The 16,502-nt window shown below is 71.8% G+C and carries 16 protein-coding genes; 8 read left to right on the top strand and 8 right to left on the bottom strand.

From position 1 onward, the window contains the following. Nucleotides 1-4: 4 nt before the first annotated feature. From J7E88_RS18850 to pdhA, 3 genes are read right to left on the bottom strand one after another with little or no spacing between them, the layout of a single operon-like run. Nucleotides 5-1,477, bottom strand: a complete 1,473-nt coding sequence (locus J7E88_RS18850; protein ID WP_215182524.1) for a dihydrolipoamide acetyltransferase family protein — start codon at nucleotides 1,475-1,477, stop codon at nucleotides 5-7. Further along, a complete protein-coding gene (locus tag J7E88_RS18845) occupies nucleotides 1,477-2,481 on the bottom strand; it encodes an alpha-ketoacid dehydrogenase subunit beta (protein ID WP_215182522.1) in 1,005 nt (334 codons plus the stop codon). The genes J7E88_RS18850 and J7E88_RS18845 overlap by 1 nt, the downstream gene beginning before the upstream one ends. Beyond that, nucleotides 2,478-3,617 carry a pyruvate dehydrogenase (acetyl-transferring) E1 component subunit alpha gene (gene pdhA / locus J7E88_RS18840; protein ID WP_215182570.1) on the bottom strand — a complete coding sequence of 380 codons (1,140 nt, stop codon included), beginning with the start codon at nucleotides 3,615-3,617 and terminating at the stop codon, nucleotides 2,478-2,480. The genes J7E88_RS18845 and pdhA overlap by 4 nt, the downstream gene beginning before the upstream one ends. 241 nt (nucleotides 3,618-3,858) lie before the next feature. Between pdhA and J7E88_RS18835 the strand changes: the two genes are divergently transcribed. After that, nucleotides 3,859-4,401, top strand: coding sequence for an Lrp/AsnC family transcriptional regulator (locus J7E88_RS18835; protein WP_215182568.1), 543 nt, complete (start codon nucleotides 3,859-3,861; stop codon nucleotides 4,399-4,401). 203 nt (nucleotides 4,402-4,604) lie between these two features. On the opposite strand, the gene J7E88_RS18830 is transcribed toward J7E88_RS18835, so the two are convergent. Next, on the bottom strand, nucleotides 4,605-5,210 hold the full coding sequence (locus J7E88_RS18830) for a TetR/AcrR family transcriptional regulator (protein ID WP_215182521.1): 606 nt from the start codon (nucleotides 5,208-5,210) through the stop codon (nucleotides 4,605-4,607). Next, a complete protein-coding gene (locus J7E88_RS18825) occupies nucleotides 5,207-6,718 on the bottom strand; it encodes a 3-hydroxyacyl-CoA dehydrogenase (RefSeq protein ID WP_215182519.1) in 1,512 nt (503 codons plus the stop codon). The genes J7E88_RS18830 and J7E88_RS18825 overlap by 4 nt, the downstream gene beginning before the upstream one ends. Before the next feature lie 122 nt (nucleotides 6,719-6,840). Here J7E88_RS18825 and paaN point away from each other — a divergent pair, with 122 nt between their 5' ends. After that, entirely contained in the window at nucleotides 6,841-8,520 is a 1,680-nt protein-coding gene (gene paaN / locus J7E88_RS18820; RefSeq protein ID WP_215182517.1) for a phenylacetic acid degradation protein PaaN, read from the top strand. Nucleotides 8,521-8,596: 76 nt separating this feature from the next. Here paaN and J7E88_RS18815 read toward each other — a convergent pair whose 3' ends face one another. From J7E88_RS18815 to J7E88_RS18805, 3 genes are read right to left on the bottom strand one after another with little or no spacing between them, the layout of a single operon-like run. Beyond that, nucleotides 8,597-9,250, bottom strand: coding sequence for a TrmH family RNA methyltransferase (locus J7E88_RS18815; protein ID WP_215182515.1), 654 nt, complete (start codon nucleotides 9,248-9,250; stop codon nucleotides 8,597-8,599). After that, nucleotides 9,247-10,431, bottom strand: coding sequence for an HTTM domain-containing protein (locus tag J7E88_RS18810; protein WP_215182513.1), 1,185 nt, complete (start codon nucleotides 10,429-10,431; stop codon nucleotides 9,247-9,249). The genes J7E88_RS18815 and J7E88_RS18810 overlap by 4 nt, the downstream gene beginning before the upstream one ends. Beyond that, nucleotides 10,428-11,459, bottom strand: a complete 1,032-nt coding sequence (locus J7E88_RS18805) for a DUF5819 family protein (protein WP_215182511.1) — start codon at nucleotides 11,457-11,459, stop codon at nucleotides 10,428-10,430. The genes J7E88_RS18810 and J7E88_RS18805 overlap by 4 nt, the downstream gene beginning before the upstream one ends. A 100-nt stretch (nucleotides 11,460-11,559) precedes the next feature. On the opposite strand from J7E88_RS18805, the gene paaA reads away from it, so the two are divergent. The 6 genes from paaA (at nucleotide 11,560) to J7E88_RS18775 (ending at nucleotide 16,407) form a co-directional block, all read left to right on the top strand. Further along, nucleotides 11,560-12,531, top strand: coding sequence for a 1,2-phenylacetyl-CoA epoxidase subunit PaaA (gene paaA, locus J7E88_RS18800; RefSeq protein WP_215182509.1), 972 nt, complete (start codon nucleotides 11,560-11,562; stop codon nucleotides 12,529-12,531). Beyond that, nucleotides 12,528-12,818 (top strand): 1,2-phenylacetyl-CoA epoxidase subunit PaaB, encoded by a 291-nt coding sequence (gene paaB / locus J7E88_RS18795; RefSeq protein WP_215182507.1) that lies wholly within the window; start codon nucleotides 12,528-12,530, stop codon nucleotides 12,816-12,818. The genes paaA and paaB overlap by 4 nt, the downstream gene beginning before the upstream one ends. Further along, nucleotides 12,815-13,534, top strand: a complete 720-nt coding sequence (gene paaC, locus J7E88_RS18790) for a 1,2-phenylacetyl-CoA epoxidase subunit PaaC (protein WP_215182505.1) — start codon at nucleotides 12,815-12,817, stop codon at nucleotides 13,532-13,534. Before paaB ends, paaC begins: the two co-directional genes overlap by 4 nt. Further along, a complete protein-coding gene (gene paaD / locus J7E88_RS18785; protein ID WP_215182503.1) occupies nucleotides 13,528-14,046 on the top strand; it encodes a 1,2-phenylacetyl-CoA epoxidase subunit PaaD in 519 nt (172 codons plus the stop codon). The genes paaC and paaD overlap by 7 nt, the downstream gene beginning before the upstream one ends. Further along, entirely contained in the window at nucleotides 14,047-15,102 is a 1,056-nt protein-coding gene (locus J7E88_RS18780) for a 2Fe-2S iron-sulfur cluster-binding protein (protein WP_215182501.1), read from the top strand. 138 nt (nucleotides 15,103-15,240) lie between these two features. Next, nucleotides 15,241-16,407 (top strand): acyl-CoA dehydrogenase family protein, encoded by a 1,167-nt coding sequence (locus tag J7E88_RS18775; RefSeq protein WP_215182499.1) that lies wholly within the window; start codon nucleotides 15,241-15,243, stop codon nucleotides 16,405-16,407. The last annotated feature ends 95 nt before the right edge of the window (nucleotides 16,408-16,502 follow it).

Genomic DNA, 16,502 nt, shown 5'->3' with positions numbered 1-16,502 from the left:
TGCCCTACAGCGTGCGCAGCAGCACCGAAGGGTGCTCCACGCAGTCCGCGACGTACCGCAGGAATCCGCCGGCGGTACCGCCGTCGCAGACGCGGTGGTCGAAGGTCAGCGACAGCTGGACCACCTGCCGGACAGCCAACTCACCCTGGTGCACCCATGGCTTGGGCACGATCCGGCCGACGCCGAGCATCGCGGCCTCCGGGTGATTGATGATCGGCGTGGAGCCGTCTACGCCGAACACTCCGTAGTTGTTCAGCGTGAACGTGCCGCCCGTGAGATCCGCCGGGGTCAGCGTCCCCTGCCTCGCTGCCTCCGTCAGCCGCGTGAACTCCGCGCTGAGCGACTCCGCCGACCTCGCGTGCGCGTCCTTGACGACGGGCACGACCAGACCGCGGTCCGTCTGTGCCGCGAAGCCGAGGTGCACCTGCGGAAGCCGCACGATCTCGCGGGCGTCCATGTCGACGGTGGAGTTGAGCTCGGGGTGACGCGCCAGCGCTGCCGTACAGATACGGGCGAGCAGGGCCAGGAGGGAGATCTTCGGCCCGCCGGCGGCGTTCATCGCGGCTCGGGCGGCCATCAGCTCCGTGGCGTCCGCGTCGACCCAGCAGGTGGCGTCGGGGATCTCGCGCCGGCTGCGCGAGAGCTTGTCCGCCACGGCTCCGCGCACACCGCGCAGCGGGACGCGCTCGCCGTGTGCCTCCGCCGGGGGGCGGGGCGCCTCGGGCCGAGCCGCCGTGACCTGCGACGCGTCGGGTGCCTGGAGCTGTGTGTCGGCGGCTCGCACAGCCCGCTCGACGTCGGCCCGCAGGATGAGCCCGTCGGGCCCGGACCCCGCAAGGAGCCGCAGATCCAGGGCGTGTTGGCGAGCGAGCCTGCGCACGAGCGGCGAGATGACGGCGACGGGGCTGTCCTGCGGGGCCCGCTCGGCCGCCGCCCTGCGCGCCGAGGCACCATGGACCGGACCCGACGTCATGCCGGCCCGGTCGGTCGCCCCGTCCGCAGCGCTGGACGGCACGGCGGGCGGCGCGGGGGCGGAGGAGGCCGCCCCGTCGGCGGACGGTGCGCCCGTGGCGGGCCGGATACGCCTGCGGCGGGCCGCCGGGGCCCCGGTCCCGTACCCGACGAGCACGTTCCCGGAGGTCTCCGAACCGGTGGCCCCCGCTGCGGCCGCCGATCCTGCACCGGCTCCTGCTCCCGCCGGCTCCGCGGTGCCCACGGCACCCGCGTCCATCGCCCCCACCGCGACCGTCAGCAGCGGCGCGCCGACGGGCAGCTCGGTGCCTTCCTCGCCGAAGCGCGCGGTGACGACGCCTCCGTACGGACACGGCACCTCGACCATCGCCTTGGCCGTCTCGACCTCGACAACGGGCTGGTCGATGGCCACGACGTCGCCGACGGACACCAGCCAGCGCACGATCTCCGCCTCGGTCAGTCCTTCGCCGAGATCGGGCAACTTGAATTCGAGCACCTGCGCCATCAGCTCTCCGCCTCCCACTGCAGCCGTGCCACCGCATCGAGCACCCGGTCCACGCCCGGGAGGTGGTGACGCTCCAGCATCGGCGGCGGATACGGGATGTCGAAGCCGGCGACCCGCAGCACGGGCGCCTCCAGATGGTGGAAGCAGCGCTCGGTGACCCGCGCGGCGATCTCGCCGCCCGGGCCGCCGAAGCCGGTGGACTCGTGGACGACGACCGCACGTCCCGTCCGCCGCACGGAGGCGCAGACGGTCTCGTCGTCGAAGGGCACGAGCGAGCGCAGGTCGACGACCTCCAGGTCCCAGCCCTCTGCCTCGGCGGCCTCGGCGGCTTCCATGCAGACCGGCACGGAGGGGCCGTAGGTGATGAGGGTGGCGCCGCGGCCCGGACGCCGCACGACCGCGCGGCCGATCGGCTCGACGGCCGTGGGAGCCTCCGGCGACCAGGGGGCCTTCGACCAGTAGAGCCGCTTGGGCTCCAGGAAGACCACGGGGTCGTCGGAGGCGATCGCCGTCCTCAGCATGCCGTAGGCGTCCTCGACCGTGGCGGGCGTGACGACGTGGAGGCCCGGCGTCGCCATGTAGTACGCCTCGGAGGAGTCGCTGTGGTGCTCGACGCCGCCGATCCCGCCGCCGTAGGGCACGCGCACGGTGATCGGCAGCGGCATGCCGCCGCGGGTGCGGTTGCGCATGCGGGCGACATGGCTGATGAGCTGCTCGAACGCGGGGTAGGCGAAGGCGTCGAACTGCATCTCGACGACAGGCCGCAGCCCGTACATCGCCATGCCCACCGCCGTGCCGAGGATGCCGGCCTCCGCCAGCGGGGTGTCGGTGCAGCGGTCCTCGCCGAACTCCTTCGCGAGCCCGTCCGTCACCCGGAAGACCCCGCCGAGTGTGCCGACATCCTCGCCCAGCACATGGACGGTCGGGTCCTCGGCCATCGCGTCGCGCATCGCGCGCTGCAGGGCCTGGGCCATGGTCACCGGCTTCACGGCAGCCGTGGTCATCGTGCTTCTCCCTCGGCGTCCAGCTCGGCGCGCAGCTGCGCCGCCTGCTCACGAAGCTGGCTGGTCTGCTCGGCGTAGACGTGGGCGAACAGGTCCATCGGATCGAGAACCGGGTCCGCGTTCATCCGCGCGCGCAGGTCGGCCGCCATGGACTCGGCGGCGTCGGCGGCCGCCTTGCGGCGGTCGTCGTCGAGCAGCCCTCGCTCCGTCAACGCGCGCTCCAGCAGCAGAATCGGATCGTGGGCACGCCAGGTCTCGACCTCGCTCTCGCCCCGGTAGCGCGTGGCGTCGTCGGCATTGGTGTGGGCGTCCATGCGGTACGTGACGGCCTCGATCAACGTGGGGCCGCCACCGCGCCGGGCGCGGGCGACGGCCTCGCCGAGCACCTGGTGCACCGCGGCGGCGTCGTTCCCGTCGACGAGGCGGCCGGGCATGCCGTAGCCGACGGCCTTGTGGGCCAGGGACGGCGCGGCGGTCTGCTTGGCCAGCGGCACGGAGATCGCGAAGCCGTTGTTCTGGACGAGGAAGACGACGGGGGCCCGCCACACCGCGGCGAAGTTCAGCGCCTCGTGGAAGTCGCCCTCGCTCGTGCCGCCGTCGCCGACCATGGCGAGCGCGACGACGTCGTCTCCCTTGAGGCGGGCCGCGTGCGCCAGCCCCACGGCGTGCGGCAGCTGGGTGGCGAGCGGAGTGCACAGGGGTGCGATGCGGTGCTCGTGCGGGTCGTATCCGGTGTGCCAGTCGCCGCGCAGCAGGGTCAGGGCCTGCACGGGGTCGAGCCCGCGGGCCACTGCGGCGAGGGTGTCGCGGTAGCTCGGGAAGAGCCAGTCCCGCTCCTCGAGGGCCAGCGCCGCGGCGACCTCGCACGCCTCCTGCCCGGTGCTCGACGGGTAGACGGCGAGCCGGCCCTGCTTGGTCAGCGCGGTCGCCTGGGCGTTGTACCGCCGACCGCGCACGAGCTCCGCGTACAGCCGCAGCAGCAGCTCGGGGTCGGCCGCGGCGGCTGCCTCGGTGCCCAGCACGCGGAACGGCTCCGGGTCCGGGAGCAAGGGGGCGGGATCGGTGCGGTGCTGCCAGGCCGGCGGCGGGGTGGGCCGGTAGGCCGCAGCGTCACCGGGCAGCTCCTGGACCGTCATGCTGCTCTTTCTCAACGCGAGCACCTCCTCGTGGGAGCGCCGACGATCAACGAGGACGAAGGCGACGACGAATGCGAACGGGAGGCGTCGCGAGTGTGGCGCGCCTCACCTACCGATTGTTCGGTCGTGGACGCATTTTGGCTACAGGCACGGGCAGCCTGTGGACAAACGGTTCTCCACAGCTTGAGATGGAGACAGGTCGTCCATGCTGGAAAGGCGGGGGGACATGCCGACTGAACAAATGGCCGAGGGCGGGGACCGTGCGGAGCAGGCGCCGCCGCCGCGCCCCCTGGACGCGATCGACCGCGACATCCTCCGGATGCTCCAGACGGACGGCCGCGCCTCGATCCGTTCCGTCGCCGAGCGGGTGCACGTGTCCCGGGCCAACGCGTACGCACGGATCAACCGGCTCATCGACGACGGAGTGATCCGGGGCTTCAGCGCACGGGTGAACCACGAGCGGGCGGGCCAGGGCGCCTCCGCCTACATCACGCTCAAGATCGTGCAGAACTCCTGGCGCACCGTGCGCGAGCAGCTCCAGGCTCTGCCGGGAGCAGCGCACATCGCGCTGGTGAGCGGCGACTTCGACGTGCTGCTCCTGGTGCACACGCCTGACAACCGCACCCTGCGCGAACTGGTCCTGACCAGGCTCCAGTCGATTCCTGAGGTCCTCTCGACGCGCACGCTGCTGGTGTTCGAGGAGACGGACCTCGATCCGGTGACCGGCCCGGCCGGCCCCGCCGCGGGCCTGTCGCCCGACTCGGAGGTCCCGGACAGCCCGTAGGAGTCCGGGACGGGCGGCACGCGGAAAAGGGGCGCGCAGCGGCTCGATGGGCTGCGTAGGGGCGCACGGACGGCTCGGTGGGCGCGCGAAGGGGCTCGCGGGCTACTCGCCGGACGCGGCAGAGGAGCGCGGCCGTACAAAGGTCGCGGGCGCGCCGGGGCCCGCCGGGACGCAGCCAGAAGGAGCGCGGCGGACCCGTGGGCTCAGGAGGCGCCGTGCGCGTCCGTACGCAGCCCGTCGAAGGCCATCCGCACGACCGCGTCGGCCACCTGTTCCCCGTCGTGACCGCCGCCGGCCTGGGGGCGGTACCACTCGACCAGGGAGTTCACCATGCCGAAGAGCAGCCTCGTCGCCAGCCGGGTGTCCACGTCGGCCCGCAGGTCCCCGTCCGCGGCGGCCGCCTTCAGCAGATCGGCGACCCGCTGGTCGAACTCACGGCGGCGTTCCATCGCCCACCGCTCGGTCTTCGTGTTGCCCCGCACACGCAGCAGCAGCGTCACATAGGGCAGTTCGGCCATGAGCACCTCGACGGTGCGCCGGGTGACGTACTCGACGCGCTCGACGGCCCGGCCCTGCCGGGCGCCGTCCTCGTCGAGGACGGCGAACAGGGAGTCAAGGGCCCGGCTCACGGCCCGGCGCAGCAGCTCCTCCTTGCCGGCGACATGGTGGTAGATCGAGGACTTGGAGATACCCGCCGCCCGGGACAGGTGCTCCATGGACGTGCCGTCGTAGCCGCGCTCGTTGAATATCCGCACCGCGACGGTCAGCAGCGTCTCGGGGGTGTAGGTGTCCCGCTTGGGCGTGGTCATGACGCGTCCTCGCGGGAGGAACCGTATGACCACTGGTGCAGCCCCAGAGTGCGCGCGTATCGGCCGGTCGGCACGGACTGGTGGAGGTTGGCGAGCAGCTCCCAGGCCCAGTCGCGCCCCAGTCGCTCGTTCCATTCGACCGGTCCGAGCGGGTAGTTGACGCCGAGTCGCATCGCCGTGTCGATGTCCTCGGCGGAGGCGACCCGCCGGGCGACGGCGTCCAGCGCGAGGTCCCCGAGCATCGCCACCGTACGGGCGACGATCATGCCCGGTACGTCGGGGATGACGCTGACCCGCTTGCCGAGTGCCTGGAACAGGCCGGTGGCCTGCGCGAGGGTGTCCTCCTGGACGTCAGCTGCGGCGGACAGGGCGATCCGGCCCGCCGACCGGTAGTCGAGGGCGAGGTCGAAGTAGACGACGTCGCGGAACTCCGCGGACATCTGTCCGTCCGCGAGCACCAGCTGCCCACCGCTGGGCAGAATCAGGCGCGTCCCCTTGTCCTCGCCCTCCTCCCGCACCGTCACGCCGGCATCGCGGATCATCCCGATCAGCTCGGCGGCGGGCCCGAGGTCGCCCTCGACGACGACGTACTCGGGCGCATCCTGCGGTGCCGCGTCGGCCGGCGCCGGCTGTTCGGCGTCCTCGGCATACGAGAACCATCCGTGGCCGGACTTGCGGCCCAGCCTGCGCGATTCGACGAGCCGGCGCTGGGCGAGGGAGGGCTGGAACTTGGGGCTGTGGAAGAAGGACTCCCACACGGAGCGGGTCACGGCCTCGTTGACGTCCTGGCCGATCAGGTCGGTGAGCTCGAAGGGCCCCATCCTGAAGCCGCCGCACTCGCGCAGGATCGCGTCGATGGTGGCGGGGTCGACGCCGTGCTCCTCGTGGACGGCGAAGGCCTCGGCGTAGAAGGGCCTGGCTATGCGGTTGACGATGAAGCCCGGGAGGTCGGCGCAGCGCACGGGCGTCTTGCCCCAGGCCGCGACCGTCGCCCACGCGCGCGTGGCGGCCTCCTCCTCGGTGGCGTGGCCGCTGACGACCTCGACGAGCGGGAGGAGTGGTGCGGGGTTGAAGAAGTGCAGACCGACGAAGCGACCGGGATGGCGAAGCCCGCCCGCGACCGCCGTGACCGAGAGGGAGGAGGTGTTGGTGGCGAGCAGGCAGTCTTCGCCGACGATCTTCTCCAGCTCGGCGAACAGCTCCTGCTTGACCGTCAGCTGTTCGAGGACGGCCTCGACGACGAGCGCGGCGCCGGAGAGCTCCGCGATGTCCGCGACCGGGAGGAGCCTCGCGCGGGCGGCGTCGCGCGCCGCGCCGTCCATACGGCCCTTCTCGACCAGCCGGTCCAGACGCGCTCCGATCGCCGCCGCGGCCTCCTCGGCCCGGCCCGGCACGGCGTCGTGGAGGCGCACGGGGTGGCCCGCGACAAGGGCGACCTGCGCGATGCCCTGGCCCATGGTGCCCGTGCCGACGACGGCGACGGCGCGGCTGAAGTCGATGGCGGTCATGGAGCGATCCTCCCCGATGAGTTGTCCACAGGTTCGACAGGCCCCCTTGTACCGACCGATCGTTCGGTTACTCTAACTCTGTCATCACTCCCCTGCCCAGCTCGACGAGGAGTTGGTCCGTCATGCAGCAGCTGACCGAGACCCACCGGCCCACGCTCGACCAGGCCCTCGAAGCGATCCGCACGCGCGCCTACTGGTCCCCGCACCCGGAGCATCCAAAGGCGTACGGCGACAGCGCCCCCGCGGACGGCCTCGCGGCCTTCGAGGCGCTGCGCGGCACCCGCTTCGATCTGGGACAGCCGGGCACGGACGGCTGGACGGGCGGTGAGACCTCGCCGTACGGACCGGAGCTGGGCATCGAGTACCCCCACCCCGACCTGGACGTCCTGCTGCCCGCGATGCGCGCGGGCATGGTGGCCTGGCGCGAGGCCGGCCCGGAGACGCGCGCCCTGGTGTGCCTGGAGATCCTCGCCCGCATCAGCGCCCGCACCCATGAGTTCGCGCACGCGGTGATGCACACCAGCGGGCAGGCCTTCATGATGGCGTTCCAGGCCGGCGGCCCGCACGCCCAGGACCGCGGCCTGGAGGCCGTGGCGTATGCGTACGCGGAGCAGACCCGTACCCCGGCCGCGGCCGACTGGTCCAAACCCCAGGGCAAGCGCGACCCCCTTGAGCTGCGCAAGACGTTCACGACGGCGGGCCGTGGCATCGCCCTGGTGATCGGCTGCAACACCTTCCCCACGTGGAACGGCTACCCCGGGCTCTTCGCCTCCCTGGCCACGGGCAACGCGGTCCTGGTCAAGCCGCACCCGCGCGCGGTGCTCCCGCTCGCTCTCACCGTGCAGGCGGCCCGCGAGGTCCTCGCCGAGACCGGCTTCGATCCGAACCTCGTCTGCCTGGCGGCCGAGCGTCCGGGCGAAGGCATCGCCAAGGCGCTGGCCACGCGCCCCGAGATCAAGATCATCGACTACACGGGCTCGACCGCCTTCGGCGACTGGCTGGAGGCCAACGCCCGTCAGGCACAGGTCTACACCGAGAAGGCCGGTGTCAACACGGTCGTCGTCGACTCCACGGACGACTACAAGGGGATGCTGTCCAACCTGGCCTTCTCGCTGTCCCTGTACAGCGGCCAGATGTGCACCACTCCGCAGAACGTGCTGGTCCCCCGGGACGGCATCACCACCGACCAGGGCCCGAAGACCTACGACGAGGTGGCCGCCGACCTGGCGGCGGCCGTCGGCGGTCTGCTCGGCGACGACGCCAGGGCCAATGCCCTCCTGGGCGCCCTGGTCAACCCCGATGTGAAGGCGCGCCTGGAGGCGGCGGCCGACCTCGGCGAGGTGGCGCTCCCCTCACGCGAGGTGGCCAATCCGGAGTTCCCGGACGCGACGGTGCGCACGCCGGTGATCGTCAAGCTCGACGGCGCCCGGAAGCTGTGGGAGTCGCAGGACGCGGAGCCGGCGTTCCTCTCGGAGTGCTTCGGCCCGGTGTCGTTCGTGGTCGCCGTGGACTCCACGGCGGACGCGCTCGACCTGCTCCGGCGCACGGTCCGCGACAAGGGCGCCATGACGGTCGGCGCGTACACCACCTCCCCGGCGACGGAGCGCGCGCTGGAGGACGTCTGCCTCGACGAGTCGGCCCAGCTCTCGCTGAACCTGACCGGCGGGGTGTACGTCAACCAGACCGCGGCGTTCTCCGACTTCCATGGCTCCGGAGGCAACCCCGCGGCGAACGCGGCCCTGTGCGACGGAGCGTTCGTCTCGAACCGCTTCCGTGTGGTCGAGGTACGGCGCCAGGCCTGACCCGCCCGGCGGGCCGACCTGCTGTCGGCCCGCCGGTCACCGCCCCCGCCCGCCTGCCCGGCGCAGGGGCGCATGGTCAGGGCAGCGGTATGTCCGCGTGCCGCTGCACCCAGGCATGCATCGCGATGGCCGCTGCGGCGCCCGCGTTGATCGACCGGGTGGAGCCGAACTGGGCGATCGAGCACACCATCGCCGCGTGCTCACGCGCCTCCTGCGTCAGCCCCGGCCCTTCCTGCCCGAAGAGCAGCACGCACCGGCGCGGGAGCTCTGTCCGCTCCAGCGGCACGGCCCCCGGCAGGTTGTCGATACCGATGATCGGCAGGTCCTCGGCCGCGGCCCAGGCAGTCAGGGACACCGTGTCCGGGTGGTGACGCACATGCTGGTACCGGTCGGTGACCATGGCCCCGCGCCGGTTCCAGCGCCGGCGGCCGACGATGTGGATCTGCCTCGCGAGGAAAGCGTTCGCCGTGCGCACCACGGACCCGATGTTGAAGTCGTGGCCCCAGTTCTCGACGGCCACATGGAAGTCGTGCCTGCGGGTGTCGAGGTCGGCGACGATCGCCTCGCGCGTCCAGTACCGGTACCGGTCGACGACGTTGCGGCGGTCGCCCTCGGCGAGGAGCTCGGGGGCGTAGCGCTCGTCCTGCGGCCACGGCAGCGGGTGCGGTCCCACGCCGATCTCGGGGCCGTAGCCCTCGTCGTACTGCGTCGGTTCCTCGGTGGTGCTCACCCCACGAGCGTACGGGGCACCTCTCCGGTCTCCCCTTCCGGCTGCCCAGGGTCCGGTTTCCGCGAGAGCAGCCGGTCACGCGCCCGGGCCGCACGCGCACCCAGCCACACGAGGAAGGCGGTCGGCAGGAAGACGGCGTCGGCGGCGATCATGGAGAGCGAGAAGATCGGCAGACCGAGCAGCACGGCGATGCCCGCGTGCTCCAGGATCATGGCGACCAGCAGCACGTTCTTGACGCGCCGGTTGAAGAGGGTGAACGGGAACGCGACCTGGACGATGACCGTGCCGTAGGTCAGCACCAGCACCAGCAGCGCGCTGCCGGCCAGAATGCCGGAGAGGGCCGGCCACGGAGTGAAGTAGTCGAGCTCGAGCGGGTAGTACAGGGCCGTACCGTCCTGCCAGCGTGAGCCCTGGATCTTGTACCAGCCGGCGGTCGCGTAGATCAGGCAGACCTCGGCCATGATCACGACGAGTGCGCCGTTGTGGACCACATTGGCCAGGACGTCGAGCAGGACGCGGGGCTCGCCGCGCGGGGCGTACCGGCAGACCAGCCACCACAGCCCTTGGGCCACCCACAGCGCCCACAGGAGTACGAGCACGAAGGGGCCGGTCTCGTTGAGGGAGGTGCCGACGACCAGTCCGACTCCGAGCACCGCCCACAGCAGCGGGCCGACGCGGTCGCGCGAGGGGGCACCGGGCACGACACGTCCCGCGCGGCGGGCGTCGAGGGACCAGACCTGGGCGCAGCGTGTCAGCACCAGATAGATCGCCATCAGGTGGACGACATTGTCACCGCCGTCGCCGACGAAGATGGAGCGGTTCTGCAGGGACAGGACGCCGAACATGAACAGCGCCGACGCGGCACGGGTGCGCCAGCCGAGTATGAGGAGCAGGCTCGCCACTATGGACAGGCCGTAGACCGTCTCGAACCACAGGCTGCTGTCCGACCACAGCAGGCCGGTGAAGGCATTGTTGTTGGCCACCAGTTCCCGGCCCATGTCCCAGCTCCAGGGGCCCTCGGGCCCGTAGAGCTGATGGCGGTGGGGCAGCTCGACCAGCAGGAAGACCAGCCAGGTGGTGCCGAACCCGATCCGGACGATCGCGGTCTGGTACGGGCCGAAGGCCGTCGCTGTGATGCGCTGGATCGCACGTGCCGCGCCGCGCTCCACGGTGGTGGTCACCGGCCCGCCTCCGTACCGCTGTTGCCGGCGCCGTTGGCCACACCGCCGTTTCCGGTACCGCCGCTGTCGACACCGCCCGGGAAATCGGCCTCCGTGATCGTCCACCACGGCATGAGCCGGTGCACCGGCCTGGTGTCCACCCGCTCGCCGCTCCACGCGGGTGCCTCGATCGCCCGGGTAGACGACCTGACCTGGACGCGCTGGAGGGGACCGCCAAGGTCGATGTCGTCCAGCCGCAGCATCACGATGCGCCGGATGTAGCGCTCGGAGAGCCTGCCACGCAGGCCGTTGGGACGGGCCTCGTTGTCGTGGGAGCCGACGAAGAAGTCCCAGCCGCGGCGCAGCTGGTTCTGGTGGATGTGGCTGGGGACGAGATTGCCGCGGATGGCCTCGCCGTCCTGTGCGGACAGATCGATCCACTCGCTGGTGCGGCGGCTGCCGTCGGCCGCGGTGTACTGCGCCCGCACCTCCACGGCGATGTTCTGCTGGAGCGGGTTGGGGGCGAAGAGCTTCCAATTCTGTTCGAACTCGGGGTACACCCAGCCCTGGACCGCCTCGCCATGACGCTTCGTGACCGTGTTGGGCGGAGCGACGTGGAGAAAGACCATGGCCAGGTGGACACAGACGAGAGCGGCGACGAGCGTGACGGAGACAGCGGCCAGGACCTGGTAGGGCATGGAGAGCGCCGCTATGCCGTGGGTCGGGCGGGGCGTGCCCGGAGAGGCCGTGTCCGTGTCCGTGTCCGTGTCCGTGCCTGTCATGGCCGAGGCAGCCGGTGCCGGGTCGGTCGGCGCCTGGCCGACCGCTGCCGCGCCAGACGCTGCTGTGCCGGTGGCGGGGCCGTCCGTCGCAGGGCCGGTCGCTGCGGGAGCGCCTTGCGCCGGGACCGCGCCGGGGGCGAGAGCGGGCGTCGCCTCGTCTTCCGGCGGGCGGGGCGGAGGCGGACCGGAGCTCAGGCTTCGCCCGCCCGAACCGTCCTTGTGCTCGTAGGACTCCATCCCCGCCCCGATCCCCTGTATGTCGTCCACGTCAGTTATCCACAGGGTTGACACCCTAAGGGCCCTCGACCCACCATTGAAGTCGATGAACCGAACGATCGGTCGGTAGGTAGGTAGGTAGGGGGCCCGGATGACGACAGTGACACCGGAGGCGTACGAGGCGGCGTTCGACGCCGCCGTGGCCGCCGACGAGCGCATCGAGCCGCGAGACTGGATGCCGGACGCCTACCGGGCCTCGCTGGTCCGTCAGATGGCCCAGCACGCGCACTCGGAAATCATCGGCATGCAGCCGGAGGCGAACTGGATCACGCGGGCGCCGTCGCTGCGCCGCAAGGCGATCCTCATGGCCAAGGTCCAGGACGAGGCCGGCCACGGCCTCTACCTCTACAGCGCCGCCGAGACGCTGGGCACGAGCCGGGACGAGCTGCTCGACAAGCTCCACACGGGCCGCCAGAAATACTCGTCGATCTTCAACTACCCGACCTTGACCTGGGCGGACGTCGGCGCCATCGGCTGGCTGGTCGACGGAGCCGCGATCACCAACCAGGTCCCGCTCTGCCGCTGCTCCTACGGCCCGTACGCGCGCGCGATGGTCCGGATCTGCAAGGAGGAGTCCTTCCACCAGCGCCAGGGTTACGAGCTGCTGCTCGCCCTGTCCCAGGGCACTCCCGAGCAGCATGCGATGGCCCAGGACGCGGTGGACCGCTGGTGGTGGCCCTCGCTGATGATGTTCGGCCCGCCGGACGACGCCTCGGCACACTCCGCCCAGTCCATGGCCTGGAAGATCAAGCGTCATTCGAACGACGAGCTGCGCCAGCGCTTCGTCGACATCTGTGTCCCGCAGGCCGAGGCACTCGGACTGGCGCTCCCCGACCCGGACCTCCGGTGGAACGAGGAGCGCGGGCACCACGACTTCGGCGAGATCGACTGGTCGGAGTTCCAGGAAGTCCTCAAGGGCAACGGCCCGTGCAACGAGCAGCGGATCACCCAGCGCCGCCGGGCACACGAGGCAGGTGCCTGGGTCCGCGAGGCAGCCGCGGCGTATGCCGCCAAGAACCGATCAGCAGCACAGCACACCGAGACCGGGGAGGCGACCGCATGAGCAGCTCGACCGAATGGCCGCTGTGGGAGGTCTTCGTGCGCTCGCGCCGCGGCCTGTCCCATACGCACGCGGGCAGCCTGCACGCCCCGGACGCCGAAATGGCTCTGAGAAACGCGCGAGACGTCTACACCCGGCGCAGCGAAGGTGTTTCGATCTGGGTTGTGCCCTCCAGTGAGATCACCGCGTCCTCGCCGGACGAGAAGGACTCGTTCTTCGACCCGGCTGCCGACAAGCCCTACCGCCACCCGACCTTCTATGAGATCCCCGAAGGGGTGAAGCACCTGTGACCAGCACTTCCGTGCCCGCCGCTGCCCTGGCGCTCGGCGACGACGCCCTGGTGCTCTCGCACCGGCTGGGGGAGTGGGCAGGCCATGCGCCGGTCCTCGAGGAGGAGGTGGCCCTCGCCAACATCGCCCTCGACCTGCTGGGCCAGGCCCGGGTGCTGCTCTCCCTCGTCGGGGACGAGGACGAGCTCGCCTACCTGCGCGACGAGCGCGAATTCCGCAACCTCCAGCTCGTCGAGCAGCCGAACGGCGACTTCGCCCACACCATCGCCCGCCAGTTCTACTTCTCCGGCTACCAGGCCCTGCTCTACGAGACACTCGCCTCGGGCGACGGCCCCTTCGCCGGCCTCGCCGCGAAGGCCGTCAAGGAAGTCGCGTACCACCGTGACCACGCCGAGCACTGGATGGCGCGGCTGGGTGACGGGACCGCGGAGAGCCACCAGCGCATGCAGCGGGCCTGCGAGGCGCTGTGGCGGTTCACCGGCGAGATGTTCCAGCCGGTCGAGGGCCTCGGCTTCGACCTGGAGACGCTGGAGCCGGCCTGGCTGGCGTACGTCACGGGCGTGCTGAAGAAGGCGACGCTGACCGTGCCGGACGGGCCCCGCAAGGGCGCCTGGTCGGCGGGCGCAGGGCGGCAGGGCCTGCACACCGAGCCGTTCGGTCGGATGATCGCCGAGATGCAGCACCTGCGCCGAAGCCATCCGGGGGCGTCATGGTGACCAGGACACAGAAGCCGTCCGCCGACGACACCGCGCTTGAGGCGGAGCTGCGCCGGCTGGCCGGGGCCGTCCCCGACCCCGAGCTGCCGGTTCTGACCTTGGAGGAGCTCGGGGTGCTCCGCGGGGTCCATCTGGTCGGACCGGATCGCGTCGAGGTCGAGCTGACCCCGACGTACACGGGCTGCCCGGCCATCGAGGCGATGACCGCCGACATCGAGCAGGTGCTGCACGACCACGGGGTGGCGGACGTCAGTGTCGTCAAGGTGCTCACCCCGGCCTGGTCGACGGACGACATCAGCCCGGAGGGCCGGCGCAAGCTCGACGCGTTCGGTATAGCGCCGCCCCGCCCCCACACGGCGGACGGCTCCGTGGAGCTGACGCTCGCCGTGCGCTGCCCGCACTGCGGGTCGACCGAGACCGAGCTGCTCAGCCGGTTCTCCTCGACGGCGTGCAAGGCCTTGCGCCGCTGCGTCTCCTGCCGCGAACCTTTCGACCACTTCAAGGAGCTGTAGATGTTCCATCCGCTCCGGGTCGGCGCCGTCGAGCAGCTCACCGACGACTCGGTGGCCGTCACCGTCGAGGTGCCGCCCGAGCTGCGCGAGACCTTCCGCCACACCCCCGGCCAGCATCTGGCCCTGCGCCGGGTCGTGGACGGCGTGGAGATCCGGCGTACGTACTCGATCTGCTCCCCGGCGGCACCGGCCGACGGCGCCCTGGTGCTGCGCGTGGGCATCCGGCTGGTCGACGGCGGCGAATTCTCCACGTACGCCCTCAAGGAGCTGGCCGTCGGCGACACGGTCGAGGTCATGCCGCCGATGGGCCGGTTCCTCCTGCCGCCCCGCCCCGGGTACTTCGCCGCGGTGGTCGGCGGCAGCGGCATCACACCGGTCCTGTCCATGGTCACGACGCTGCTCGCCGAGGAGCCGGGTGCCCGGTTCTGTCTGATCCGCAGTGACCGTACGGCGGCGTCGACGATGTTCCTCGAGGAGGTCGCCGACCTGAAGGACCGCTTCCCGGACCGCTTTCAGCTGGTCACCGTCCTGTCCCGGGAGGAGCAGCAGGCGGGTCTGCCGTCCGGACGGCTGGACCGGAAGCGGTTGACGGCTCTTCTGCCGGCGCTGCTGCCGGTGGCCGAGGTGGACGGCTGGTTCCTGTGCGGGCCCTTCGGCCTGGTGCAGGGTGCGGAGCGGGCGCTGCACGGGCTCGGGGTGGACCGCGGGCGCATCCACCAGGAGATCTTCCATGTCGACGACGGCTCGGCCCCGGTGGCTGCCCCGGTGGCTGCCCCGGCCCATGCGTCGCTGACGGCGACGCTCGACGGCCGCTCCGGTACATGGCCGGTGCGGGACGGGGAGTCGCTGCTGGACACCGTGCTGCGCAGCCGGGCGGACGCGCCCTACGCCTGCAAGGGAGGTGTCTGCGGCACCTGCCGTGCCTTCCTTGTGTCCGGAGAGGTCCGCATGGACCGCAACTTCGCACTGGAACCGGAGGAGACCGAGGCGGGCTATGTGCTCGCCTGCCAGTCCCACCCGGCCACCGGGGAAGTGGAGTTGGACTTCGACCGCTGAGGCCGGCGGCAGCGCCGCCGCCCCGAAATCCCGCGCCCGCGCTGTAGTCATTTCCGGCAGCGTCCCCTATCTTGACGGTCCGTCAGATATGGCCTCTGGCGGTGCCGTTGTGCCAGCGTGTACGGGAGGGACGGGACAGTGGACTTCACCTTCACCGAGGAGCAACAGGCGGCCGTCGAGGCAGCACGAGCCGTCCTGTCGGGTGTGGCGCCCGATGCGGTGCCGAGCCCGGCGCTGACCGCGGGTCCGGTGGCCGAGGAGTTCGACCGCGCCGTGTGGGCCGGGCTCGCGGGGGCGGATCTGCTCGGCCTGGTCCTGCCGCCGGAGCACGGCGGCGCGGGGCTCGACCCCATAGCCCTGTGCCTGGTGCTGCGCGAGTCGGCGAAGGCGCTGGCCAGGGTGCCCATGCTGGAGACGAGCGCGGTCGCCATGGCGGTCGCGCGCCACGGCAGCCCGGCGCTCTGCGCCGAGATCCTCCCCCGGGTGGTCCGTGGAGAGCTGGTTCTCACCGTCGGGGCCAACGGCCGCACCGGCCACGACCCCGCGGAGCTCGCCGTGACCGCACGCCGGGGCCAGGGGCAGGACGGCGGCTGGGTCCTCGACGGGGTACAGACGGGCGTGCCCTGGGCCCCGTGCGCGGACCGCATCGCCGTGCCCGCGCACACCGACGACGGCCGTGCGGTGTTCGCCCTGGTTTCCCCGGGCCGCGCGGGACTCACGCTCGCCGAGCAGATCTCCACCAACGGCGAACGGTACGCAGAGGTCGCGCTGGACTCCGTACGCGTCGACGCGCCCGACGTGATCGACGCGGACGGCGCCTGGGAGTGGCTGCGCCACCTGCTGACGACGGGGACCTGCGCGCTGGCGCTCGGCCTCGGCGAAGCGGTGCTGACCATGACGAGCCGATACACGGCGCAGCGCGAGCAGTTCGGCTTCCCCGTCGCGACGTTCCAGGCGGTCGCCGTCCAGGCGGCCGACCGCTACATCGATCTGCGCGCCATGGAGGCCACCCTGTGGCAGGCCGCCTGGCGCCTCACGGAGCCGGAGGAGACCGGCGCGTCCGGCACGACGTCAGGAACGCTTCCCGTCGCCGCCGACGTGGCGGTGGCCAAGATCTGGGCGTCCGAGGGGGTGCGTCGCGTGGTGCAGACGGCACAGCATCTGCACGGCGGCTTCGGCGCGGACACGGACTACCCGCTGCACCGTTTCCACGCCTGGGCCAAGCAGCTGGAACTGTCCCTCGGCCCGGCCGCCGCCCACGAAGAGGCGCTCGGCGATCTGCTCGCCGCCCATCCACTCGGCTAGCCGCCGCCCCACCAGCGGGTCGGCCAGGAGGCCCCCGCCGGGCGAACCGGCCGCGGCGACAGCCGCCGGTGGCCGGGTCAATCGCACGCCGCCGG

It is taken from the genome of Streptomyces sp. ISL-10, from assembly GCF_018614575.1.
GTDB lineage: Bacteria > Actinomycetota > Actinomycetes > Streptomycetales > Streptomycetaceae > Streptomyces.
Note: the sequence above shows the minus strand (reverse complement) of the source record. Positions and strands in the feature narration are given on the sequence as shown.

Bases quoted from the DNA above. Each gene is read 5' to 3' on its own strand.
- paaD (WP_215182503.1), top strand. From the start codon at position 13,528: ATGGTGACCAGGACACAGAAGCCGTCCGCCGACGACACCGCGCTTGAG.
- J7E88_RS18850 (WP_215182524.1), bottom strand. From the start codon at position 1,477: ATGGCGCAGGTGCTCGAATTCAAGTTGCCCGATCTCGGCGAAGGACTG.
- J7E88_RS18845 (WP_215182522.1), bottom strand. From the start codon at position 2,481: ATGACCACGGCTGCCGTGAAGCCGGTGACCATGGCCCAGGCCCTGCAG.
- paaN (WP_215182517.1), top strand. From the start codon at position 6,841: ATGCAGCAGCTGACCGAGACCCACCGGCCCACGCTCGACCAGGCCCTC.
- J7E88_RS18825 (WP_215182519.1), bottom strand. From the start codon at position 6,718: ATGACCGCCATCGACTTCAGCCGCGCCGTCGCCGTCGTCGGCACGGGC.
- J7E88_RS18835 (WP_215182568.1), top strand. From the start codon at position 3,859: ATGGCCGAGGGCGGGGACCGTGCGGAGCAGGCGCCGCCGCCGCGCCCC.
- J7E88_RS18780 (WP_215182501.1), top strand. From the start codon at position 14,047: ATGTTCCATCCGCTCCGGGTCGGCGCCGTCGAGCAGCTCACCGACGAC.
- pdhA (WP_215182570.1), bottom strand. From the start codon at position 3,617: ATGACGGTCCAGGAGCTGCCCGGTGACGCTGCGGCCTACCGGCCCACC.
- paaA (WP_215182509.1), top strand. From the start codon at position 11,560: ATGACGACAGTGACACCGGAGGCGTACGAGGCGGCGTTCGACGCCGCC.
- J7E88_RS18830 (WP_215182521.1), bottom strand. From the start codon at position 5,210: ATGACCACGCCCAAGCGGGACACCTACACCCCCGAGACGCTGCTGACC.
- paaB (WP_215182507.1), top strand. From the start codon at position 12,528: ATGAGCAGCTCGACCGAATGGCCGCTGTGGGAGGTCTTCGTGCGCTCG.